Source organism: Pseudomonadota bacterium, assembly GCA_039033415.1.
Taxonomy (GTDB): domain Bacteria; phylum Pseudomonadota; class Gammaproteobacteria; order Xanthomonadales; family SZUA-38; genus JANQOZ01.
The window spans coordinates 42,896-64,549 of the sequence record JBCCCR010000022.1; the positions used below are offsets into that span (position 1 = coordinate 42,896).

21 protein-coding genes are annotated in these 21,654 nt (G+C 64.5%); 14 read left to right on the forward strand and 7 right to left on the reverse strand.

What is annotated here, in order from left to right; genetic code table 11:
• Window positions 1–29: 29 nt before the first annotated feature.
• The 3 genes from AAF358_17655 to AAF358_17665 all read right to left on the reverse strand — a co-directional run bounded on the left by AAF358_17655 (window position 30) and on the right by AAF358_17665 (window position 1,879).
• On the reverse strand, window positions 30–686 hold the full coding sequence (locus tag AAF358_17655; GenBank protein ID MEM7707389.1) for a hypothetical protein: 657 nt from the start codon (window positions 684–686) through the stop codon (window positions 30–32).
• A complete protein-coding gene (locus AAF358_17660) occupies window positions 683–1,321 on the reverse strand; it encodes a hypothetical protein (protein ID MEM7707390.1) in 639 nt (212 codons plus the stop codon). The genes AAF358_17655 and AAF358_17660 overlap by 4 nt, the downstream gene beginning before the upstream one ends.
• Before the next feature lie 237 nt (window positions 1,322–1,558).
• Window positions 1,559–1,879, reverse strand: a complete 321-nt coding sequence (locus AAF358_17665) for a hypothetical protein (GenBank protein MEM7707391.1) — start codon at window positions 1,877–1,879, stop codon at window positions 1,559–1,561.
• 13 nt (window positions 1,880–1,892) lie between these two features.
• On the opposite strand from AAF358_17665, the gene AAF358_17670 reads away from it, so the two are divergent.
• The 10 genes from AAF358_17670 to AAF358_17715 all read left to right on the forward strand — a co-directional run bounded on the left by AAF358_17670 (window position 1,893) and on the right by AAF358_17715 (window position 13,448).
• Window positions 1,893–2,780: a hypothetical protein gene (locus AAF358_17670; GenBank protein ID MEM7707392.1), complete on the forward strand. Its 888-nt coding sequence runs from the start codon at window positions 1,893–1,895 to the stop codon at window positions 2,778–2,780.
• 8 nt (window positions 2,781–2,788) lie between these two features.
• A complete protein-coding gene (locus tag AAF358_17675) occupies window positions 2,789–3,994 on the forward strand; it encodes a hypothetical protein (protein MEM7707393.1) in 1,206 nt (401 codons plus the stop codon).
• 11 nt (window positions 3,995–4,005) lie between these two features.
• The gene (locus AAF358_17680) at window positions 4,006–6,228 is read left to right on the forward strand and encodes a hypothetical protein (protein MEM7707394.1); all 2,223 of its coding nucleotides are present in this window, start codon (window positions 4,006–4,008) and stop codon (window positions 6,226–6,228) included.
• A 59-nt stretch (window positions 6,229–6,287) separates the two neighbouring features.
• Window positions 6,288–8,405, forward strand: a complete 2,118-nt coding sequence (locus AAF358_17685; GenBank protein ID MEM7707395.1) for a PEGA domain-containing protein — start codon at window positions 6,288–6,290, stop codon at window positions 8,403–8,405.
• Complete coding sequence (locus AAF358_17690; protein MEM7707396.1) at window positions 8,402–8,725, forward strand: hypothetical protein; 324 nt, start codon at window positions 8,402–8,404, stop codon at window positions 8,723–8,725. Before AAF358_17685 ends, AAF358_17690 begins: the two co-directional genes overlap by 4 nt.
• A gap of 92 nt (window positions 8,726–8,817) precedes the next feature.
• Window positions 8,818–9,615 carry a MotA/TolQ/ExbB proton channel family protein gene (locus AAF358_17695; protein ID MEM7707397.1) on the forward strand — a complete coding sequence of 266 codons (798 nt, stop codon included), beginning with the start codon at window positions 8,818–8,820 and terminating at the stop codon, window positions 9,613–9,615.
• A gap of 42 nt (window positions 9,616–9,657) precedes the next feature.
• The gene (locus tag AAF358_17700) at window positions 9,658–11,040 is read left to right on the forward strand and encodes an FHA domain-containing protein (GenBank protein MEM7707398.1); all 1,383 of its coding nucleotides are present in this window, start codon (window positions 9,658–9,660) and stop codon (window positions 11,038–11,040) included.
• Complete coding sequence (locus tag AAF358_17705; protein MEM7707399.1) at window positions 11,027–12,118, forward strand: VWA domain-containing protein; 1,092 nt, start codon at window positions 11,027–11,029, stop codon at window positions 12,116–12,118. The genes AAF358_17700 and AAF358_17705 overlap by 14 nt, the downstream gene beginning before the upstream one ends.
• A complete protein-coding gene (locus AAF358_17710; GenBank protein ID MEM7707400.1) occupies window positions 12,115–13,113 on the forward strand; it encodes a VWA domain-containing protein in 999 nt (332 codons plus the stop codon). Before AAF358_17705 ends, AAF358_17710 begins: the two co-directional genes overlap by 4 nt.
• Before the next feature lie 56 nt (window positions 13,114–13,169).
• Window positions 13,170–13,448, forward strand: a complete 279-nt coding sequence (locus AAF358_17715; protein MEM7707401.1) for a peptidylprolyl isomerase — start codon at window positions 13,170–13,172, stop codon at window positions 13,446–13,448.
• Window positions 13,449–13,491: 43 nt separating this feature from the next.
• Here the strand turns inward: AAF358_17715 and AAF358_17720 are convergent, their stop codons facing one another.
• Both AAF358_17720 and AAF358_17725 read right to left on the reverse strand, forming a co-directional pair.
• Window positions 13,492–14,121, reverse strand: a complete 630-nt coding sequence (locus tag AAF358_17720) for a glutathione S-transferase family protein (GenBank protein MEM7707402.1) — start codon at window positions 14,119–14,121, stop codon at window positions 13,492–13,494.
• A gap of 70 nt (window positions 14,122–14,191) precedes the next feature.
• The gene (locus AAF358_17725) at window positions 14,192–14,983 is read right to left on the reverse strand and encodes an FRG domain-containing protein (GenBank protein ID MEM7707403.1); all 792 of its coding nucleotides are present in this window, start codon (window positions 14,981–14,983) and stop codon (window positions 14,192–14,194) included.
• Window positions 14,984–15,100: 117 nt separating this feature from the next.
• Between AAF358_17725 and AAF358_17730 the strand changes: the two genes are divergently transcribed.
• Window positions 15,101–15,814 carry a fumarylacetoacetate hydrolase family protein gene (locus AAF358_17730; GenBank protein ID MEM7707404.1) on the forward strand — a complete coding sequence of 238 codons (714 nt, stop codon included), beginning with the start codon at window positions 15,101–15,103 and terminating at the stop codon, window positions 15,812–15,814.
• Here the strand turns inward: AAF358_17730 and AAF358_17735 are convergent.
• On the reverse strand, window positions 15,798–17,783 hold the full coding sequence (locus AAF358_17735; protein ID MEM7707405.1) for a winged helix-turn-helix domain-containing protein: 1,986 nt from the start codon (window positions 17,781–17,783) through the stop codon (window positions 15,798–15,800). The genes AAF358_17730 and AAF358_17735 overlap by 17 nt on opposite strands.
• Window positions 17,784–17,899: 116 nt before the next feature.
• Between AAF358_17735 and AAF358_17740 the strand changes: the two genes are divergently transcribed.
• A complete protein-coding gene (locus tag AAF358_17740) occupies window positions 17,900–19,249 on the forward strand; it encodes a hypothetical protein (protein MEM7707406.1) in 1,350 nt (449 codons plus the stop codon).
• Here AAF358_17740 and AAF358_17745 read toward each other — a convergent pair.
• Window positions 19,246–19,689, reverse strand: coding sequence for a thioesterase family protein (locus AAF358_17745; GenBank protein MEM7707407.1), 444 nt, complete (start codon window positions 19,687–19,689; stop codon window positions 19,246–19,248). The two genes, AAF358_17740 and AAF358_17745, sit on opposite strands and share 4 nt — an antisense overlap.
• Before the next feature lie 118 nt (window positions 19,690–19,807).
• Here AAF358_17745 and AAF358_17750 point away from each other — a divergent pair, with 118 nt between their 5' ends.
• Together AAF358_17750 and AAF358_17755 are read left to right on the forward strand one after the other, a co-directional pair.
• Entirely contained in the window at window positions 19,808–20,872 is a 1,065-nt protein-coding gene (locus AAF358_17750; GenBank protein MEM7707408.1) for an NADP-dependent oxidoreductase, read from the forward strand.
• A gap of 1 nt (window position 20,873) precedes the next feature.
• Entirely contained in the window at window positions 20,874–21,650 is a 777-nt protein-coding gene (locus tag AAF358_17755) for a hypothetical protein (GenBank protein ID MEM7707409.1), read from the forward strand.
• The last annotated feature ends 4 nt before the right edge of the window (window positions 21,651–21,654 follow it).

Sequence of the window (21,654 nt, forward strand, 5' to 3'; positions counted from 1 at the left end):
TTCCGACACCGCCCTGAAGCGTTAAGACATTAACCTGCCAGAATGTCACCGAGCTGCTGGCCAAGACTCTTGCACGACGCGTTCTTGGTCCGGGCAATCAGCGGCAGCGGCACACCCAAAGCGGGCACCACCGACGTGCCGGTGGCCTCCGTGCTGATGATGCCCATGGGCTCGCCGGCCTGGATATCCCAGATGGACGCTTCATAGTTGGAGTTGTTGTCCCAGCTCAAGACCCCGAGACAGCCACCGCCGGCCGGGCTGAGCGTACAGGTCATCACCCCCTGCTTGTTGCGGGCCTCCGACTCGCCGTGGATCCACACCAGGTAGCGGACGTTGAGGTCTTCCACTCGCTTGGCGATGACCGGCTCTTCGAGCAGCACGTTCACCAGCTCCGCCCGGGTGGGCGCCAGCCGCGGCTCAAACCAGGGAAACATCTCGTCTTTGAAGCGGTTCTCGCTGATGATATTGACGTCACCGGCCCGGGATCGGAGCTGGCCGAAGAGGCACTCGGAGAAGCTGTCTTCGGTCTCGATCACAGCGTCCTGGCGATTGGTGAGGATCACCACCGACTCGTCGCCGCTCATATCCAGATCGGTTTGCATAAACTCTTCCACGCGCGCCGTGACGCAACCCGACAGCGCGACCGTCAGCGCGGCCGTGACACCCAGTCGAAAACCTGGATTCATGGTGAACTTACCTCGTTTGGTGGCAGCGGCGTGCGCCACTGCTGCTTTTCAACAACGCCTTTGAACTGGCTGACCATGGCGGCGGCGGCATCGCGCAGTGCGAGCGTCGTCGCCTCGCCGAGTGACTGGTTGCCGTTAACAAACCGCTTGCGGTCTTTGCCGTAGGCGACAAATGGCCAGTACCCCACAATGGTGCCCTGGTCGGAATAGAGCCGGATCTGATACTTCATCGAGACGGCGTAAAAGTTGGTGGCGGTCTCAGCGGGCGACAGAAACGCATATTCTTCGAGGACCGGTTCGAGCACAAGGTCGACGCCATAGCTGGAGTTGTCCTGATCTGGGCTGGGTACCGCGATGGTCTGCTCGAACAGCGCGCCGAAGATTTTGTCGTACACCGCCTGCTGTTTGGTGCCCAGCTCGAAGGTCAGCTTGCCTTCCTCTTCGGTGTAAACGTACTGGCTGAACTGCGGGCTGTAATAGATGCCGGCGCTGAAGGGCAGGGGCTGCACAACCGGCTCAGGAAACTCCTGCTCGATGACCACCGTGCCGGCGCAGCCGGCGAGGGTCAAAGCCATTAGCAGGGCGAACAACAGACGGATGGGACGCCGCTCTCGGCGTTGCGGATGGATCCTCACGGGTGGGCTGTCCCTGTCGATTTGCTCATGCTGCTGCGTGGCCTCATCTGAAAGTGACCGCTCGTCGGGCGAAAAGGTTGCATTTAAGTCTACACCTAAGCACCACGAAGCGCTCCGTACAGTAAAAGTATCGCGTTACCCGTCGTAAGGCCGTGAATTGGCGGGAAATCGCCCACAGCCACTACGAAGCTTTTAGTATTTTGCTGAGCGGCCCTGCGTCTTGCAACTATTTGGCGATTATAATGGTCTGGTACATAGCGCAAACGCGACACGACCCGTGGAGAGCAACACCATGAAGCAGCCGGTGCAAAACCTGTCTAGGACGTTGGGAACGCCTTTGGCGAACCCCGTAGCTACGCCTGCACGCTGGCTCCCGGTGTGTTTGCTGGCGCTGGCCGCCGGGTGCGCCAGCCAGAGCCAAATGCAGCAGCAGCAAATGCCGCAGATGCCGTCTCCTTCGGCCTCCCCGCCGTCGCCACCGTCGATGCCGTCGTCGTCGCCGAGCATGCCGTCGCCCTCGCCGAGCATGCCGACCCCGAGTATGCCGTCACCCAGCATGCCAACACCGTCGATGCCAACACCTTCGGGCGCCCCTTCTTCACCGAGTCCAGAGCAGTCGCCAAGTGCCCAGCCGCCGGGTTCCAGCAGCCCGAGTGAAGCCGGCGCGGAGTCGCAGGCGAACGCCGAGTCGAGCGCGGCTGGCGGTACCAGCGAGCTGGAAGTCTTAGAGCCGGAAGAGTCCGAAGCGTCCGCGGATGCGAGCGCTGAGCCCACCTGGGACGAAGGAGAAAGCGGTGGCGAAGAGTCGCTCGCCGACGCCTCCGAGAGCTCGGCGGGTGGCGGTGCATCGGGCGGCGAAGAGTCGCTGGAAGAAGAATCACTCGCTGAGGCCGGTGAAGCCGGTGCCAGCGGCGGCGCGCCGGGCGGCGGCGACCCCACCAGCGGCGAGATGGCTGCCGCCACCGGCGGCATGCCGGGCGGCGCTTCACCGGCGGGTACGGAGCAGTCGCTTGAGGCGGAGCTGAATAGTTCGCTCGAGATCTTCGAAGGTGAAATGGAACGCACCATCACCATCCTGGCCTCCAATGACGATGCTGACGGCGATGCGCAGGGCGCCGCCGGCGGCAACGGCGGCGAAGAGGAAGAGGGTGGGCTGTTTGATCAGACGGGTGCCGGCGCTGAGCTGGTGCTGGTAAACGGCGATCCCTCGCTGCTGCCGGGTAGTTCCCAGGACGTGGATGGTGAGACGGGCGACGAACCGATCACCGGCCGGCCCGGGCTGGAAGGCGGGGGTACGGCCAACGAAACTTATCCTCGCGTACCGGGCGATGTGGGTGACGGCCTGGACGACGACGTGGTCGCGCGTCAGATTCGTGAAGCAGCGATCAACGAAGACGACCCGTCGCTGCGTGAGAAGCTGTGGGAAGAGTACCGCAACTACAAAAAATCCATTCAATGAGGAACGTCATGTCAAGGATCGTTTCAGTGACCGTTGTGCTGGCCCTTGCGGCTGCCCTGTCCGCTTGCACCACCGCCACGGTGAAAACCGTTAACTCGGTTCAAATCGACAAAGCCGATCAGGAGCTGGCTCAGGATCAGCTGCTGGATGTGGGTCTGCAGATTTTTAATCCGGGCATACCCGCCGACCAGGAAGACCGGGAAGACGACAACATCTATCCGGCCGTCCGCCGGGCTGAGGCTCGCTACGTCCCTTACCTGCTGCGGACCACGCTCGAGGAGTCTAACCAATGGGGGGCGGTGCGGGTGCTGCCGGGTGAAGACCCGGCCTCTGAGGTCACCGTCACCGGCGAGATTCTCCACTCCGACGGCGTGGTGCTGGAGGTGCGCGTCACCGCCACCGACGCCACCGGGCGCACCTGGTTGGATAAGAAGTACGCTGACCTGGCGACCCAGTTTGCCTATCGCGACGACGTGGAGTACGACGGCGATGCGTTTCAGGATCTGTACAACCTGGTCGCCAACGATCTGCGCAAGGCGCGCGACGAGCTGAGCCGTGAGGAGCTCAAGGAGATCCGCACCGTGGCCAATCTGCGCTACGCGGCGGAGGTGGCGCCGGACGCGTTCGGCAACCACCTGACCGAAGATCGCAACGGAGACGTGGTCATAAACCGCCTGCCCGCGTACGACGATCCGATGATGCGCCGCGTGGCCCGCATCCGGGAGAGTGAGTACCTGTTTATCGATACGGTCGATCAGCAGTACGCGGTGTTTTATCAGCAGATGGATCCCAGCTACGACCAGTGGCGTCGATACTCCTACGAGGAGACGCTGGCCGAAGAAGACATCAAGCGCTCCGCCCGGACCCGTATGCTCGCCGGCCTGCTGGGTGTGGTGGGTGGCGCGGCCATCTCGTCCAACGCCAACGGCAACTGGGCCCAGAACAGTATCGGCAACGCTGCCGCGCTGGGCGGCCTATACGCCCTGAAGCAGAGCTACGACACCTATCAGGAAGCCAAGATCCACCAGGAGGCGCTCAAAGAACTCGCCGCGTCGTTCGACGCTGAGGTCAAGCCGATTGTGCTGGAGGTGGAAGGTGAGGTCGTGAAACTCAACGGCACCCTCGACGCGCAGTACCAGGAATGGCGTCGGCTGATGCGGGAGATCTACGAAGCCGAGACCGGCATACCCGTAGCGGACGCGGTTCCGCAATAAGCGACGACCCCATGCCCACTGATCCGACAACGCTGGAACAGTTCAGCGACCGGCAGCCTTTGCCTGGCGCGAGCGGAAATAGCCTGCTCGCGAACCTGGACGGCGCACCGGTCCGGCTGCGACGGCTGCCGCTGACACCCGACGCGGTGACGGCGGCCCGGCAGCAGCTGGCGGCTGCGGCCGGCATCAGCCATCCAGCGATTGTGCCGGACAGCGGTCTGCTGGTGCAGGACGGTGAGGTTTGGGTATGGCGGCCGGAGCTGGAAGGTGAGGCCCCCGTCAGCGACGACCAGGAACAGCGGCTGGCGTTCGCCCAGCGCACCTGTGAAGCGCTGGGGCTGATTCATCGAGCGGGCTTTGCGCATGGCGCGGTGGACGGCATACACCTCATCATGACGCCCGCGGACGGCCTGAAGCTCGTCGATCCGACGCTCGACGCCGCAGCGACACCCACCCAGGACATGCAGGCACTCGGACGCGTGCTGTTTGAGTGGGAGACGGGGCAGAGCGCCCAAAATCTTCAGCAGCCGGAGCTGGCCGCCGCGCTCACGCGGCAAGCGGCCCAGCGGCCGCTACCGCCTCGTCTGGCGCGTCTGATCCTGCAGCTGCTATCCGAAGAACCGCCGGCCGCAACGCTGGCGGCTGAAGACCTCGAGGACATCCGGCTGAGTCTCGCCCGAGCGGATGCCCAGGTGCAGGCGCACTGGCAAACCGAATCGTATGAGCCGGTCAAAGCCGTCAAGGGCTCGACACCCTCGATTAGCCCGGTGCAACCCGCCGCGCAGCCACAATCGAAGGCGCCAGCTTTTATCGCTACCGCCGCCGCCTGCGTGCTGCTGCTGGCGATTGTATTTGTCGTTGGCGTCCTGCCCGACCGGGTTGCCCCCGAACCCGAGCGCGTCGCTGAGACCGCGGCCGCTGCGCCCGAGCCGGCAGCGCCCGAACCGCCGCCGCCGGCGGCGGCGCCGCTGAGTCAGGCTGACCTTGAGCGTCTGCTGCGCCAGCGTGAGTCGGCTCAGGCGGTGCTGGACGAGCTGATCAATCTCCAGCTGGAGCTGGAGGAGCAGCAGGTGGAACGCTGGGCCGAACGGCGGTTTGGTGAGGCGCGCGATCTGGCCGCGTCCGGCGATGAGCCGTTTCGCGAGCAGCAGTTCGAGCTCGCGGAAAAGATTTATGCCGATGCGTTTCAGGAGATGCAGGCTGTTGCAGCGCTTCGTCCCATCATTGTGGCCGAGGCGCTGGAGCGAGGACGTTACGCGTTCGACCGGGGCAACGCGGCGGACGCGAGCGACGCCTACTCGCTGGCGCTGGCGATCGATCCGGAAAACGAGCAGGCCAAGATCGGTAAAGCCCGGTCCGAAACGCTGGATCGGGTCAAAGCGCTGATGGCGGACGTCATGGAGGCGCGCGACGAGCTCCGCCTCAGCGACGCCCTGTCGCTGCTAGACCAGGTGCTGGCACTCGACCCCCTGACCGAAGAAGCGGTCGGGCTCAAAAGTGAACTGCAAACCGAGCTGGCTGACGCGCGCTTTCGCAACGCGATGTCGGACGGGCTGGCCGCGCTGTCGGCAGGCCGCTGGCAGGAGGCGCGCACGGCGCTGAATCGGGCCGCCAAGCTTGAGCCGGCCAACCGCGCGCCGAAAGACGCGCTGATCGAACTGGAGCGGCGGCAGCGCGATGCGCTGGTCGCCCGCGATATTGGCAAAGCCCGCACGGCGCAGGATCAGGAGCGCTGGGAAGCGGCCATCAAACACTTCGACGATATCTTAAAGCGCGACCCCAACTCGCGGGTGGCCCAGGAAGGGCGTGCCCAGGCGGTTGAGCGGCAGGATCTGGACCAGCGGCTCACCTCGCTGCTGCGAGACCCGGCCCAGCTCTGGTCCAACGAGGGCCGCTCGACGGCGCGTTCGTTGCTTTACGACGCGCGGGCGATCGAGGGTCCTGGCCCGCGGCTGCGCGACCAGCTCGTCCGCCTCGACCAACAGATCGACCTTGCGGCGCGGCCGCAGCCGGTGACGCTGGTGTCCGACAACGCCTGCAACGTGGTGGTCTATAAGGTCGCGCGCCTCGGGCAGTTCGACCGGCACCAGCTTGAGCTGCTGCCCGGCCGCTATACGGCGGTCGGCACGCGCGACGGCTACCGCGATGTCCGCGTCGAATTTATGGTCCCGGCCGACCAGGCGCCGCAGCCGGTCTCGCTGCGCTGCGAAGAACAGGTCCTGGCGCGAGGCTAAGTGATGACCAGGAGCAGTGACATCCCCACAGAGAACGCCGGCACGGCGAGGAGCGGCGCATGAGCGACCTGAAAACGCCCGCGCAGCAGAGCTCGGGTGACGATCACTTTGAGGTCATCACGCCGACCGACTTTCAGCCGGCGGCGGCGACCACCAGCCGCGGCATTGGCGGCGTGTCGTGGTGGACCGTCGGCAGCTTCGCGCTGCTCGGACTGGTGGCGGGCTGTGCCCTATACCTCTTCACCGCGCGCTCGGTCCTGATCGACATCGCGCCGGCCCCCGACTCGATGGAGCTGGACGGGGCGCTGCTGTTTCCGCTGAAGCTCGGCGAGCGGTGGCTGCTGCACCCTGGCGGCTACACGGTGGAGGCGACCCTCGAGGGCTATCATCCGCTCAAGACCGACTTTGCCGTGCTGTCGGAAGACGGCCAGCAGTTTGCCTTCACCATGGACAAGCTGCCTGGACTGCTCAGCGTGACGGCCGGTGACGTGCCCGGTGCCCACGTCTGGGTGGACGGTCAGCCGCTGAGCCCCGCGCCGCTCAGCCAGCACGAGCTGGAACCCGGCACCTATCAGCTGACGGTGCGCGCGCCCCGCTATCGCGACTTCGACCAGACCATCGACATCGAGGGCAAGCAGATCGAGCAGACCGTTGCGGCGGTCCTCGAGCCCGCCTGGGCCGACGTTCAGCTGACGAGCACCCCGGCCGGGGCCACGCTTTACGTGGACGGCGATCCGGTGGGGGAAACGCCGCTGACGGCGCAGATCCTCGAAGGCGAACGCGACCTGTCGCTGCAGCTTGAGGGCTACAAAGATTGGGCCACCGGCCTCACCCTGACCGCCGGCGCTGAGCTGGCGCTGCCGACGGTGGAGCTGACGCCGGCTGACACCCTGGTCACCGTGGCCAGCACCCCTAGCGGTGCCAGCGTGACCGTGGAAGGCGAGTATCGCGGACAAACGCCGCTGCGGCTGGCGCTGGCGCCGGGCCGTTCTTACCGCATGGGCTTCACTCGGGCTGGCTACCAGTCGCGGCAGCGCGTCGTGGACGTGGCTGAGGGTGATGACACCCGGCTCAACATCCGGCTTCAGCCAATCCTCGGGGTTGTGCAGATGGCGGGTGAACCCGAAGATGCCGAGGTTTATGTCGACGGCGTATTCCAGGGCCGGCTGAACGACCGCTTCGAGCTGGCGGCGCATCCGCAGCGCATCGAGGTGCGGCGCGAGGGCTATCAGCCTTACAGCACCACCGTGACGCCGAGCCCAAACCAGGAGCAGCTGCTGAACGTGGAGCTCACCAGTTTCGCGGACGCGGCGGCTGAGGCCAATCCAGACACCCTGGTGACCAGCACCGGCTATGAGCTCAAGCTGATCCGGCCCAGCGGCGTGTATCGCCTGGGCAGCCCGCGGCGCGAGCAGGGTCGGCGCTCCAACGAATTCATCCGCCAGGTCCAGCTGGAGAAGCCGTTTTATCTCGGCACCCGGGAAGTGACCAACCTTCAGTTTAAGGCGTTCAGCTCGAGCCACGACTCCGGCATCGCGAGCACCAACAGCCTGAGCCTGAAGGATCAGCCGGTGGTGCGGATCAGCTGGGATCAGGCTGCGCGGTTCTGTAACTGGCTCAGCGCCAAAGAAGGCCTGCCCGCGGCTTATCAGGAGAGCAATGGCGTGATGGTGCCGGTCACTCCGATGACCATCGGCTATCGGCTGCCCAGCGAAGCGGAGTGGGCTTATGCTGCCCGCTATGGCGGCGGCTCCCAGTCCGCGCGCAAATATCCGTGGGGTGAGCAGATGCCGCCGCCGGGCGCCGCCGGCAACTTTGCCGGCACGGAGTCCAGCAGTGAGGTGGAGCGCGGCCTGTCGAACTACACCGACGAATATCCCGTCAGCGCGCCGGTGGCGCGTTACGGCAGCAGCTCGCTGGGGCTGCACGATCTGGGTGGCAACGTGCACGAGTGGATTCACGACTACTACCTGATCAGCAGCAGCGGCCTCGGCAAATCGCCGCTCGATCCGCTGGGCGCGGCGGAAGGCAACAATCACGTGATCCGCGGCTCCAGCTGGCGCAGCGGCAGCATCACGGAGCTACGTTTGGCCTGGCGCGACCAGGGCTCCGGCGGCAAGGACGACATCGGCTTCCGCGTGGCGCGCTACATCGACCAGGGCGGAGGAACGCCATGAACCAAAATGCCTTAAAGATCATGCTGGCTATGCTGCTCGGTCTCGGCCTTACAGGGCTGGCGGCCGGTCAGGCTGACGACGCCGCCGACAAGTCGGAGACGGCCGAGGAGGCCAACGAATCCGCCGCGGAGTTCGACCCCGCGGTATGCCAGGAGCCGCCGGCGGAAGGGGAGACCCTACCGTCCGAATGCGCGGAGCTGGCGGGCGAAGGGCCTACCAACGACGTCGACGCGGGTGAAATGCGCGCCACGATGCGTCGCTTCGTCCCGAGCGAACAAATCTCGGAAGACAGCTCAGTGGCGTTTCCCAACGACATCTGAGCTGACTGCGAGCCTCATTTAAGTATTGATACCCAAGCGGTTTTTATAGGAATAAGATCAACATGGACGGTACTGTCAGGACACCCACAACGATGAAAAAAGGTTTCCCGGTTGAGTTTGTGTTTCAGCTTTTTGCGCTGCTCGTGTCGGTGCTGATTGTGCATACCGTGTACGTCACGGTGGTGCGCCCGGCGGCCGCTGAGGTGATGCAGGCGCAGACGCAGGCGATCGCAGAAGACCCCAACTACGTGCCGGAGCGATCCGTTTACGTTCTGATCCGGGACTTTGAGCAGGAGGCCTGTTTTGTGCTGCTGTTCTGGGCGCTGGCGATTATGGCCTACAAAGCCTATCGGGGTTTGCGGGAGCGCCGGCTGCTCGAACAGGTGCTTATGCCCGTCGGCGACGGCATCAGTATCCTGCCGGAAGACACGCGCGAATACTCGCGCCCACTGCAGGCGCTGCCCGATCAGGAGCGCCGCTTTCTATTGCCCAAGGTGCTGCTGACGGCGCTGCACCGCTTTCGCTCCACGCGGGACATCCAGAGCGTGGCGACCACGGTGCGCGAGCTCTGTGAGCAGGAGGCGGAGCGCCTCGAATCGGAGCTCTCGATGGTGCGCTACATCGCCTGGGCGATTCCCTCCATTGGATTTATCGGCACCGTGCGCGGGATCGGTGAAGCGCTGGCGCAGGCCCACAAGGCCGTGGAGGGTGACATCACCGGCGTCACGGACTCGCTAGGCGTGGCGTTTAACTCCACGTTTATTGCGCTGGTCCTGAGTATCTTTCTGATGTTTCTGATGCACCAGCTCCAGCTGATGCAGGAGCGCCTGTCGCTGGACGCGCAGGACTACGCCGAAGAAAACCTGATCGGGAAGCTGCGTGAGTCGTAAGCTCGCCAGCAGCAGTGTCTCCAACCGCGGGGTGAGCCGCCCGTGATCGGCGTTGTCGAACTCAATGACGCCGGCCTGCTGGTAGCGGCTGACGGCACCGAGCTGCTGGAGAGCCCGGGCTACCTGGCGTTTGAAGGCAAAAACCTTCATGTCGGGGCGGCCGCGGCGCAGCGCGTCAAGCTGATCCCCACGCAGACCCAGTACGCCTTCTGGGAATACTTTGCGAGCGAAACGCTCCCGACGGGCCAGCTGCCCCAGGCGGGCCTGAAACACGCGGATCTCGCCTATCGTCACCTGGAGCGCCTGTGGAGCATCGTCGGCAAGGACCTCAAGCAGCTGGTGCTGTGTGTACCGGCCGACTGGGGCCGGGCGGAGCTCGGTCTGCTGCTGGGGATCTGCCAGACGCTCAAGATTCCCGTGCGCGCGCTGGTCAATGTGGCGCTGGCGGCCAGCGCGATGCCCCAGCCCGGGCGTACGCTGATGCACCTGGACATCCATCTGCACCGGCTGGTGCTGAGCACGCTGGACCAGGGGCCGTGGCTGTCGCAGGCGGCGGTTGAGAGCACCCGAGAGGTGGGCCTGCTGCGGCTGCTCGACGGCTGGGCGTTTGCAGCGGCCGGCGCGTTTGTGCAGGCCACCCGCTTTGACCCGCTCCACCAGGCGCAGACCGAGCAGCAGCTGTTCGATCGGCTGCCGGCGTGGCTGGCGGCGGCAAGCGGGCGCCGCCAGCTGTCGCTCAGCGTAGATCACAACGGCAATACGGTTGAGGCGCGGGCGCCTTCACAAATCTTCCGGGATGCCGCGGAACCCCTGTATCGCCGCATGGCGGAATTTGTCGGCTCACACCTTGCCGGCGTTGACCCGGTGTCGCTGGTGATCAGCCCGCGGCTTGCGGTTCTGCCGGGTGTCAGCGAGGAGCTGGCCGCGCTGCCGAACGTCCAGCTGATTCCGGGCGGACGGCTGGACTTCGCCGGCGTGCTGAATCGACTGTACCTGCCGCGGGACGCCGGCAAGGGTGGTGCGGTGAACGTCACCCGCATCCCCTGGTTCAAATCGGAGGACCAGGCGAGCCATGAGGCGCCGGGCAGCGCCCGCGCTTCGGCCCCGACCCATCTGCTCCACGAGCACACCGCCTACCGGCTGGCGGCGGGACAGCCGTTTGTAGTCGGCGCTGGCGTCCAGCAAAACGATGGGCTGAAGCTGGGCGGGGGCGGCGTGGGTGAGCGGCACTTCAGGCTGCGCCAGGAAAGTACCGGTTGGCTGCTGGAGGATCTGTCCGGCGGCGCCACCCGCATCAACGGCGAGCCGCTGGAGGGCCGCCGACCGGTTTCCGCCGGGGACCGCATCCAGCTTGGCAACCCGGCCCAGGAGCTGATCCTCATCGCCGAAGCCGCCACCGTGAGGTCTCCCAGTGCCGCGTCGTAAGCGCCAATTTAACGCCTTCAACCTGTCGTTTCTGGACATCATGTCCTGCGGCTTCGGCGCGGTGATCCTGTTTTTTGTGATCATCAATCACGCCCAGGACGAGCGGAACGACGACCTGACGGCGGACCTCTCCGGTGAGGTCAACCTGGTGGAAACCGAGCTCAAGCTGGAGCAGCTGAACCTGGCGAAACTGCAGAACGCGCTGACGGAGGTCGAAGAGGAGATCGTGACGGCCCAGGGGGCTTCCGATCGTCTGCTGTCCGAGGTGGACGACACCGAGAAGGAGCTGTCGGAGCAGGACGCGGAGACCGCCGCCAAGCGCGAGCATATGAACCAGCTCATCACCGATCTGAAGGCGCTGGAAAAGGAGCGCGACCGGCTACAGCAGCTCGAGACCGAAGGTGGCGAGAGCGTTCGCAGCTACACCGGCGAAGGTGACCGGCAGTACCTGACCGGGCTTCGGGTTGGCGGCCGGCGAATTGCCATCTTTGTGGACGCGTCAGCCTCCATGCTGGACGAGACGATCGTCAACGTGATCCGGCGCCGCAACCTGCCGGACGAGCAAAAGCTGCGGGCGGACAAGTGGCAGCGGGTTGTTCGGACCGTTGACTGGATTACGACGCAGGTGCCGGAAAACGCGCAGTTTCAGGTGTATACCTTCAATACCAAGGCCACGCCGGCGCTCGAGGGCACCGACGGCCAGTGGCTGGACGTGGAAAAAGGGCGCCGCCTGGATGAGGCGGTGGACCGGATTCGCAGCATCATTCCCACCGGCGGCACGCGGCTTCACTCGGTCACTGAAACCATCAACCGGATGAATCCACTGCCGGACAACGTGTTTCTGCTGGTGGACGGGTTGCCGACCCAGGGGCTGAATCCGGCCACCAAACGCGGCACCGTCACGTCCCGAGAGCGGGAGCGGTTTTTTTACGACGCCACCGCCGACCTGCCGATCGGCGTGCCGGTCAACACGATCCTGTTTCCCATGGAGGGTGATCCGAAGGCCGCCAGCGGCTTCTGGCGCCTGGCGATCCTCAGCGGCGGCTCGTTCATCACGCCCGCGAAGGACTGGCCATGAGCCGGCGTAAGCGCACCGTTGAGCAGGTCAGCCTGTCGTTCCTCGACTGCATCTGCTGTGGTTTCGGCGCCATCATTTTGCTGCTGGTGATCGTGAAAACGGCCGAGCCGATGATCATCGAGGAAACCCGCGAAGACTTAAGCGGGCTCCTGGCGGATCTGCAGGAGCAGCTGGTGCAAATCCGCGGCGAGACCACGGTACTGAACCGCGATCTGCAAACCAAAGAGGAACAGCTCTCGGAGGTTGAGGACAGCATCGCGCGCCTGCGGATGCTGCTGTCGACCCTCAAATCCGAGTTTGACTCCTCTTCCGATCAGAGTGACGCCATCACGGCGATCGAAAACCAGCTCAGCCGAGCCCGTCAGCAGCTCAACGAGATGCAGCGGCGGCTGAACTATTCCCGGGCGCTCGAAGACACCACGGTGGGTGGTATCCCGGTGGACAGCGAATACGTGATCTTTGTGATCGACACCTCCGGCAGTATGCGCAACTTCGGCTGGGACCTCCTGCTGGATAAGATCATTGAGACCCTCGACGTTTACCCGGAAGTGAAGGGCATCCAGGTGCTCAACGACATGGGGGAATACATGTTCTCGCGCTATGCCGAGCGCTGGATTCCCGACTCGCCCGGGCGTCGTCGGGCGATCATCGATCGGATGAAAACCTGGAGCGCGTTTTCCAACTCCAGCCCCGTCGAGGGGATCACCAAGGCGATTGCCCGCTTCTACAAGCCGGGGCAAAAAATCAGCGTCTACGTTTTTGGCGACGACTTTTCGGGCCGCTCCATCGCCCGCGTGATCGAGACGATCGACAAAATCAACCGTGAAGACGCTGAGGGCAACCGCCTGGTGCGGATCCACACGGTCGGCTTCCCGGTGTGGTTCACCGCGCCCCGCTCCCAGCAGGCATCGGTGGAGCGCTTTGCCACCCTGATGCGCCTGCTGGCGGAAAAAAATGGCGGAACCTTTGTCGGATTGAATTCTCACCAGCCGTAGTTCACGATACCCCTCGTTTTTCGTTCCCCCTTTTTTCTTAAACGGAGACTCACACCATGAGCCGAGCATCTGCGCGCCACATTCTGGTGGCCACCGAAGCTGATTGTTTGAACCTGAAAAGTGAAATCGAAGGTGGCGCCGACTTTGCCGACGTCGCCCGCCAGCACTCCAGCTGCCCGTCGGGTCAGCAGGGTGGCAACCTGGGCGAGTTTGGCCCGGGTCAGATGGTGCCGGAGTTTGACCAGGTGGTGTTCAGCGCACCGGTCGGAGAGCTTCAGGGACCGGTCAAAACCCAGTTTGGTTACCACCTGCTCGAGGTCACCGAGCGCTCCTGAGCGTGACCAGATGCGTGGGCGCGGCATGTGGCCGCGCCCCGCCTTAGACGGCCGCTGAGGGCCGCTCAGCAATCTCGCTGTACCAACGCTTGAGGCTCGGCTGGTCTTCACCGGGTTCGAGCTTGATGCGTGCGGCAAACTCCACCAGGCAGAAGCCGGTGATGTCCGCATAGGTAAAATTCTCGCCGGCAAGGTACGGCGTTTCCGACAGCCGTTCGTCCATCGTCGCCAGGAACGCTTCACTGCGCAGGCGACCGCGTTCTACCAGCTCTGGAATCTGCGCAAATGGCTGCGGTCCGGTCACGGATCGGTCGGCAAAAAACTTCGAGAAATTGCGAAACGACTCGGCGACGGCGCTGTAACCCTCCAGCGTGCAGCGATCATTCCAGTTGGTGACCAGCGCTTTTTCTTTGGCGCTGACCCCGAGCATCGGTGGTTCGGGATAAACCTCCTCGAGGTAGACCGCAATGGCGTTGTTTTCCGTGAGCGCCGTGCCGTCGTCCAGCTCCAGTACGGGAATGGTGCAGGCCGGGTTGATCGCTCGAAACGCCGGTTCAAACTGTGCTTTTCTGCCCAGATCGACCACCACGGTCTCGATGTTGAGCCCCTTCTCAGCGATCAGCATGCGGGCCCGGCGCGGGCTGGGGGCGTGGGCAAAGTCGTAAAACTTCATAGGGTCGATTCCTGTTCAGGGTAACGGGTTGGATCTGCCGGATCAGCCGCAGGGGTCATAAGCTCGCGGGTCACTGCTTCGGGCTGTAGTAGCGCGTCAGGTAGGTGCACAGGCCGTCGAGGCCGGGAAACAGCACCCGCTCATTGATGTTGGACTGATCGAGCTTGTCGCGCACTTCCCACTTCATCGCTGCGGGAATGATGATCTTGCGACACACGGTTTCTGCCGGGGAAAACCACTGGTCCATGGAAATCTTCGGATTGGACATCACCGAGAACAGCCCGGACTGATTAACGATTCGCGCATCCAGCGACGGCGGCTCGATAAACACCACAAACGGATTCGCGCGCTGGGCGTCAAAAGCGTCAAGGGTATTGACCTCTTCGTGGAGCATCCGGGTGGTGAACACGCGGGCGCTCTCGCTGCGCAGGCGGCTCATGAGCTGTGAGGACAGGTGCTGGTTGGTCGCCACAAAGTTCACGCACCAGATAGCGCCGTCCAGCTCAAACTTGTCCGTGTGGTCGGTGCAGAAATTTAGAGCAACGTAAGGTGAGTAGGTCCAGTCGAGCAGCCGGGTGGGCAGCCCGTGGTGCTGCGCCAGCGCCAGCCAGTTCCAGATATAGGCTTCCTCGTTCATCTCCAGGTGGGCGTACTTCTGGAAGCTGCGCAGGATGTGGGGCTCCAGCCGGGCGTAGTCCCCGCCGAGGCGCATCAGGGTGGTTTCCAGCCCGTAGCGGGCGTCCGAGACGCCGCGATAGGCAAAGTTCGAGCGGTAGCGACCGATCTGAGGATGGGGCGGCTCGTCGAACAACACCTGGTTGAGATGCGCCCAGTTTTCTACCCGGATTTCTTCGATGGCCACTGAGCGTCCCGCGACTGAATTAACGGGAGATTATAGCCTCCGCGTTCGTCGAGTTGGCGGATTTGCCGGAGGCCGGGTAGAGTGCCGCCAGCTTCCTGAATTGCAGCGCCGTTTGCCATGACCGCCACTGATCCAAACCCCGTTTACGTGATCGAACCGCCACCGCAGGCCTGGGTGCCGGTGGGTGAGGGGTGGGAGCGATTTCCCGTGCGCCGCATCTACTGTGTCGGTCGGAACTACGCTGAGCACGCCCGGGAAATGGGGGGTGACGACCGCGACCCGCCGTTCTTTTTCCAAAAGCCAGCTGACGCTCTTCTGCACAGCGGGAAGGTGCTGCCTTATCCGCCGCTGACCGAAGACCTGCACCACGAGGTGGAGCTGGTCATGGCGCTCAAGAGCGGGGGCCGCAGGCTGTCGGCGAGCGCCGTCGCAGACGCGGTTTATGGACTGGCTGTCGGCATCGACTTCACCCGCCGCGATCTCCAGGCCGTGGCGAAGAAGGCCGGACGCCCCTGGGAAATTGGTAAGGCGTTCGATCACTCGGCGGCCATTGCGCCGCTGACGCCGCTGGACGGCGCGCCACTGCCCACAAGCGGCGAGATCGTGCTGTCGGTGAACGGTGAGGTCCGTCAGCGGGGGGACATCCAGGATATGGTCTGGGGCTGCCTCGAAATTATCCAGACCCTGTCGACTCACTACACCCTGGCGCCCGGCGACCTGATCTATACCGGCACGCCGGCCGGCGTGGGGCCCTTGATACCCGGGGATCAGCTCGAGGCCAGCGTCACCGGCCTGGCTCCACTGGCAATCGCGGTCAGCGACCGGGACTGAGGGTGCTGTGGAGCAGGTCAACCTGCAGGCTGTGAAAGCGCGAGATATAAAGCACCTGGCCGTCAGCTGACGCTCCGAGCGCCAGTCCCACCGTGCTGGGCGCCGGCGAGTCGACCACACCCCGTTCCGGCCCGCTGAGGGAGCGCCACTCAAGGCCGTCCGCCGAAACAAAATAGAGCCGGTTGCCGCCGATGGTCCAATCAAGTTCGCGGTTGGCCGGCAGCGCCACGGTGGGGGAGAGCGTGCGGTCGTTCTCCAGCCGCACCACGCCAGCCTGGCCTCCGACCCCGAGATAGAGCTGGCCGCTGCGATCTTGCTCCAAGCGGTTGAATGTCCCTTCGCGAATCAGCATGGCGGTGCCGCCCTGCCAGCGGAATAGCCCCTGACTTGCGCCGTCGGAACCCAGGAAGTAAAGGGTCCCCGCCGGATCGGCCACCACTTCGCTGGGCGCAAACTCGGCCGGCACCATCAGCTCCGGTTCGCCGCGGGACAGGCTTACGGCAAAAACCTCGGAACCACGAGGGCTGTACACCACGTAGAGCAGCCGGCGGTTGTTCTGCCAGGAGGGCCGGGTGATTCGACCGTCGCTGAGACCCGCCCGCAGCGATGCCTCGCTGCCGTCGGGCTCGCTGAGCCACAGGCCGGTGGTGCCGCTCCGGGTGGAGACAAAGGCCAGGACGCGGCCGTCAGGCGACAACCTCGGGTGATTATCATAGTGCTGAGAGCCCACCGTCAGCTTGGTTTGGCTGCCGTCCCAGCGCCAGATATCAGCGCGATAGCGCGGCAGTTCGAAAACCAGGTTGGGAGCCTCAAAATCCAGGTTCATCACCCCGGTTTGCCCATAGTCTTGCCACGTGTCGCTGCCTGTATGGTGGCGCCAAAGTCGCCTGACGCCCGAACGGTCGCTGCTGAGCATGACCTGGTCCCGGTTGATCCACGCGTGACCAAAGACCATCTGGTGGTCTTGTGTCAGCGGCGTAGCGCCACCGGGCTCGGTTTGCATCAGTTCGCCGACTCGGCCGTCGCTGCGCACAAACGATACGTTCACGCCGTCCGGGTGAAAGCGCGGCGTCAGGTCCTCGGCGGGTGGCCTGGGCCGGGTCCGAACGGTGGTAACCCCCGTTGCGACATCGAGCACGGAGATGCCGCCGCGACGGTTCTCAAAGGCCAGCTGCCCGCCGTCCTTCGACCAGTCCAGTCCGCCGGGCGCCCGACGGCAGGGTGTAACCGCTGTATCGATCGGGCCGGCCGCTGCCGTGTTTGAGTGGATCTGCAGTTGGCACCCGTCCTCCGCCTCAATCATCAGCGCCCGAAATATTGGTCCCGGATGAACATGCCGTACGCTCGCGGGCCATTCCCCCGCCTCGATCTTGAGCGAAGCCAGCGTCAGCCGTTGCCCCGGATGGGTGACCACACCCTGCGAGTCAGCCGCGTTGAACCACACCTGCTGGTCGTAAAGCACCGGCCAGCGCGCCGCGCCGGTGAAGGAGGTCAGCCGCGTGGCCTCGCGGTCGGCCGGCATTTCGGTTTGCGCCGTCGGCGGCACCTCCGCCTGAGGCGCCACGGACCGTCCAAGGCCCAACGCGACAACACCGGCAACGGCCGCGGTGGCTAGGCCAGCGATCCACGGCCAGGCTCGACGGGAGTGCGACGCTGGGTCGGCGCTGGGGGGCGAGGCCGCCTGCTCGCGCAGCCGGTAGCCGCGGCGTGGGATCGTTTCAATGAAATGGGGGTTGCGGGCCTCGTCGCCGAGGGCCTGGCGCAGTTCGTTGATGATCCGAGACAGGCCTTCGTCGCTCAGCCCAACCCGGTCGGCGAGCTCGGCGCGGCTCAGGACCCGGCCCGGCACCTCCGCCAGCAGCAGCAGCGTGTGTGACGCTTTTGGCGTTAACCGGACCTGTTGCCGGTGGCCGACCAGTTCGTTGGCATCGGGATCGAACCACCAGGGATGGATGCGTAGCTTGCCCAAGTCAGGCCTGCTGGGGCTGCGCTGAAGAAAAACCGAAGAACTTTCGAAGACGACCGAAAGGACTCAACCGCCACTCCCTGTAGGTTTCGACGGCGTTCAGTTTACCGGGAGAGTCCATGTTTGGTGTAACACACAGGGCTGGCCAGTGGGCCGGCACAGGGGCTGCCGCGCGCACGCTGGCGCTAATCACGCTGGCGCTGCTGGCGTCAACCGGGGCAGTCGCCGCTGAGAAGGGCTGCGCGCAGCAGCTGCTGGTTAGCGGCTATACCTCCGACAATGTTCACAGCTTCGATTTGTGCAGCGGTCAGTTTATACGATTGCTGGACACCGGCGGACGCCTCAACGGGGTGCAGGCGGTCCGGCGCGGCAACGGGTACCTGTATGTGGCGAGTGAGGAGAACAACCGCGTGGTGCGCTACGACGAAACCACCCTCGCGTTTATCGACGTGTTTGTCGAAACCAGCGCCATCGGCATCAGCAAACCGACCGGTCTGGCGGTCGGTCCGGACGGGGACCTGTACATCGCGGGCTTCACCACAACCGATGTGGTGCGCGTCGACGGGGAGTCGGGAAGCGAAAAACGCCGGTACAGCCTCGCCGGGCAGATTTCCGGCATCGACGCTGGGATGGTGTTCGATCCGACGGACCGGCTCCTGGTGCCCGGCTTCAACTCGGGGAACATCGTCAGCCTCAACGTCGATACCGGTACGGCCACGGAGCTGATAGCGGCAGGGAGCGGCGGGCTCGCATCACCCCGGGTCATTGTGATCGACGCTGGCGGCGAACGGCTGCTGGTGAGCTCCTGGGGTTCGGGCAGCGTGCTGTCTTTTGGGTTCGACGGAACATTCATCGAGCGCCTGCTGCTCCGCAACGGGCCCAGCGGCCTGGTCCAGGAGCCTTCCGGCAGTCTGCTGGTGGTGTCCGATCAGCAGGCCCAGGTTGTGCGGCATGGTGCGGACGGCACCCGGCAGGAGGTATTGATCGAAGCCGGGCAGGGGGGCGTTTTGGGCGCGACGTTTCTCACGCTGCTCGGTACCGAGGGGGACGCGCCGCCGGCCAGTGAGGCGGATCAGGCGTGGCTCATTGGCGTCGGCGGTTTTGAGGGCAACACGCTCGTGGCCGAGATGGTGATCACCGATGGGGCCGCGTTCGGTGCCGACTTCGATCCCGCACAAGTCAGGCGCGTGCCCTGGGGGACGCTGGAGTTTGAGCTGACCGGCTGCGCCAGCGCCAGCTACCGCTGGTCTGGGCTGGAAGCGGCCTACGGTTCGGGTGCGTATGACGTCCAGCGGGTGGCGCCCAATCTGGCGCAGCAGGAGTGTGAGGCCGAGGGACTGGCGCCGGCGGCGGCGCGGGGAACCTGGTTCGGCGGCGGCGCACGTGACGGCGAGGGGCTGCTGATCGACGTGTTGCAGAGCGGTGACGCCGTCATCACCCTTTACAGCTACCGCCCCTCGTCGGGCTAAACGGTCAGCTTTTCGACGGCGGCCAGCATCGGCGCCGGGATGGCGGTCGGTCGGTGGCTGTCCCGGTCGACGTACACGTGAACAAACTTCGCCAGCGCGGCCGTTTCGGTTGCGCCCTCGGCAAACAGACCCACCTGATAGATGATGCTGGAGCGGCCGATTCGCTGGACCGCTAACCCGCCGTCGATGTTCTGCGGATACACGAGCGGCGCAAAATAGTTGCAGCGCGTTTCGACCACCAGACCCACAACGTCGCTGCGCTCGATGTCCAGCGCCCCTTCTTCGACCAGATAGCCGTTCACCACCGTGTCGACGAGGTGGTAATACACCGCGTTGTTCACGTGTCGATAGATGTCGTTGTCGCTCCAGCGGGTCTGTAGCGTCTGAAAATGCACAAATGCGCTGCGGGGCAGGGGCGCTACGCGGGATTCGTCCGTCATGGCAAGGCACCGAAAAAGGGGCGCATTATGGCGCACCGCCGTTGCCGCATAAAGCGAGCCCCGACGGCGGGATTGGGTACAATCCTGGCTCGAGGAGAAGTAACCAAGGGAGCCAGGGGTGGTCAATCGACAATGGCTGTGCGCCAGCTACGTCCCGCCGGACGAAATTCCCACGCAAAAACACTTTGAGCTCGTGGAAGCGCCAATGCCGTCGCCGGCCGAGGGTGAGGTGCTGCTACGCACGCTGCTGCTGGGAACCAGCCCGGCGCAGCGGATGTACGTGACCAAAGAAAGCGAATTCCACATCAAGGTGGCGCCAGGCGAGATCATGAGCGGGCGTGGCGTGGCGGAGGTGATCGAGAGCCGCCACCCTCAGTACCAGGCGGGCGACATCATGGAGGGCACGCTGGGCTGGCAGGAGTACGTGGCGATGTCGCCGGATCCGCAGGTTAAAGACGGCTCCCACGTGACCCCGGTGAAAAAGGTGGACAATCCAGTGCGGCCCCTGACTACCGTACTGGGCCTGTTCGGCCAGCGGGCCTTCAGCGCCTACGTCGGCATGGTCGAAATCGGCGACACGCAGCCCGGGGACCAGGTTCTGGTGTCATCAGCGGCTGGCGGCGTCGGCTCCATCGCCTGCCAGCTCGCCCGCGCCAGGGGCGCGAGCCGGGTTGTCGGCATCGCCGGCGGCGAGGAGAAGTGCCGCTGGCTGGTCGATCAGGGGTTATGCGACGCGGCCATCGACTATCGGCAGGAAAACCTCGAAGCGCAGATCGGCGAGGCGCTGCCGGACGGCCTCAACATTTACCTCGACAACGTGGGCGGCGACACCCTGGACGCGGCGCTCCAGCACCTGGCGGTCGGGGCTCGGGTCGCGGTCTGCGGCCACATCTCAACGGAATACCTGCGCCCCCGCCCGCCTGGGCCCACCCACTATTACAACCTGCTGTATCGGCGGTCGCGGATGGAAGGCTTCTTCGTGTTCGACTACCTGTCCCGCTGGGGGGAGTTCGAAGCGCAGCTTCGCCGGTGGTACGCCGACGGCCTGCTCAAGCTGACCGACCACGTTCTGGAGGGCATCGAGCGCACGCCCGACGCGCTGACAAGCCTGTTTACCGGCGCCAACGTCGGCAACTGCGTGGTCCGGGTGGCGCCAGATCCAGAAACCGTTCCAGCGCTGTAGTGTGAGGTTCCACGGCCGGGGCGATCGACTGGTGATGGTGGGTCGATTGGCCTGGCTTTTGCTGCTGATTCTGCTTGGGGCAGGTGGTGTCCACGCTCAAGACGCCTTTGAGAACGACAACTCGCCTTCGCTCGCCCGGGAGATTGCGGACCTGCAGCAGCGGACCTTTGATCCGACCGGCGACGAAGACTGGATGTATTTTCCGGGCAACGATAGTTCGATCATCATCCAGTACGAGTTCAAGGTGCTGTCGACCGCTGCGTCGGTGCCGACTGACTTTCAGGCCGTCGTGGAGGTGTTCCCGTCCAGCCGGTTGGCGGATGATCAGGTTGCGCCGCTAGTAACGATTGGCACCTGCCAGCCTGGCGGACCTCGGGAGCCGGTCGGCGATGTGTCGGTGGGGAGGAACCTGGTGCTGCTTCGCGTCAGAAACTGTGTCCCTGTCGCCGCCCCGCGCGCTTACGAAGTGACGTTTGCGGTGGATCAACTGTTTTCGTTTGTCGGCGGTGTTCAGATTGTCGGCACCGTCACCGACAGCAGTTCGGCCGGCGTCGGCGTATTTCTGCTGACCGACAGCAACAACGCTACTGCGGCCAATCCGACTGACGGCACCTATCGCGTGTTCATTCCCGCCAACAGCGCCAACCGGATCAGCGTGGTGTCAACGGAGTTCACCGCTGCGCCCGTGCTGCTGGATCCGTTCCCCGAATTTGACATTCAGACGGTCGATTTCACCGTCGAGCGGGTCGTTGAGATCTTCTCTGACGGCTTCGAATAAGCTC

Excerpts from the sequence above, each read along its gene's own strand:
- AAF358_17710 (MEM7707400.1), top strand. The coding sequence starts at position 12,115 with ATGAGCCGGCGTAAGCGCACCGTTGAGCAGGTCAGCCTGTCGTTCCTC.
- AAF358_17740 (MEM7707406.1), top strand. The coding sequence starts at position 17,900 with ATGTTTGGTGTAACACACAGGGCTGGCCAGTGGGCCGGCACAGGGGCT.
- AAF358_17745 (MEM7707407.1), bottom strand. The coding sequence starts at position 19,689 with ATGACGGACGAATCCCGCGTAGCGCCCCTGCCCCGCAGCGCATTTGTG.
- AAF358_17695 (MEM7707397.1), top strand. The coding sequence starts at position 8,818 with ATGAAAAAAGGTTTCCCGGTTGAGTTTGTGTTTCAGCTTTTTGCGCTG.
- AAF358_17730 (MEM7707404.1), top strand. The coding sequence starts at position 15,101 with ATGACCGCCACTGATCCAAACCCCGTTTACGTGATCGAACCGCCACCG.
- AAF358_17720 (MEM7707402.1), bottom strand. The coding sequence starts at position 14,121 with ATGAAGTTTTACGACTTTGCCCACGCCCCCAGCCCGCGCCGGGCCCGC.
- AAF358_17670 (MEM7707392.1), top strand. The coding sequence starts at position 1,893 with ATGCCAACACCTTCGGGCGCCCCTTCTTCACCGAGTCCAGAGCAGTCG.
- AAF358_17675 (MEM7707393.1), top strand. The coding sequence starts at position 2,789 with ATGTCAAGGATCGTTTCAGTGACCGTTGTGCTGGCCCTTGCGGCTGCC.
- AAF358_17665 (MEM7707391.1), bottom strand. The coding sequence starts at position 1,879 with ATGCTGGGTGACGGCATACTCGGGGTCGGCATGCTCGGCGAGGGCGAC.
- AAF358_17715 (MEM7707401.1), top strand. The coding sequence starts at position 13,170 with ATGAGCCGAGCATCTGCGCGCCACATTCTGGTGGCCACCGAAGCTGAT.
- AAF358_17685 (MEM7707395.1), top strand. The coding sequence starts at position 6,288 with ATGAGCGACCTGAAAACGCCCGCGCAGCAGAGCTCGGGTGACGATCAC.
- AAF358_17680 (MEM7707394.1), top strand. The coding sequence starts at position 4,006 with ATGCCCACTGATCCGACAACGCTGGAACAGTTCAGCGACCGGCAGCCT.
- AAF358_17690 (MEM7707396.1), top strand. The coding sequence starts at position 8,402 with ATGAACCAAAATGCCTTAAAGATCATGCTGGCTATGCTGCTCGGTCTC.
- AAF358_17655 (MEM7707389.1), bottom strand. The coding sequence starts at position 686 with ATGAATCCAGGTTTTCGACTGGGTGTCACGGCCGCGCTGACGGTCGCG.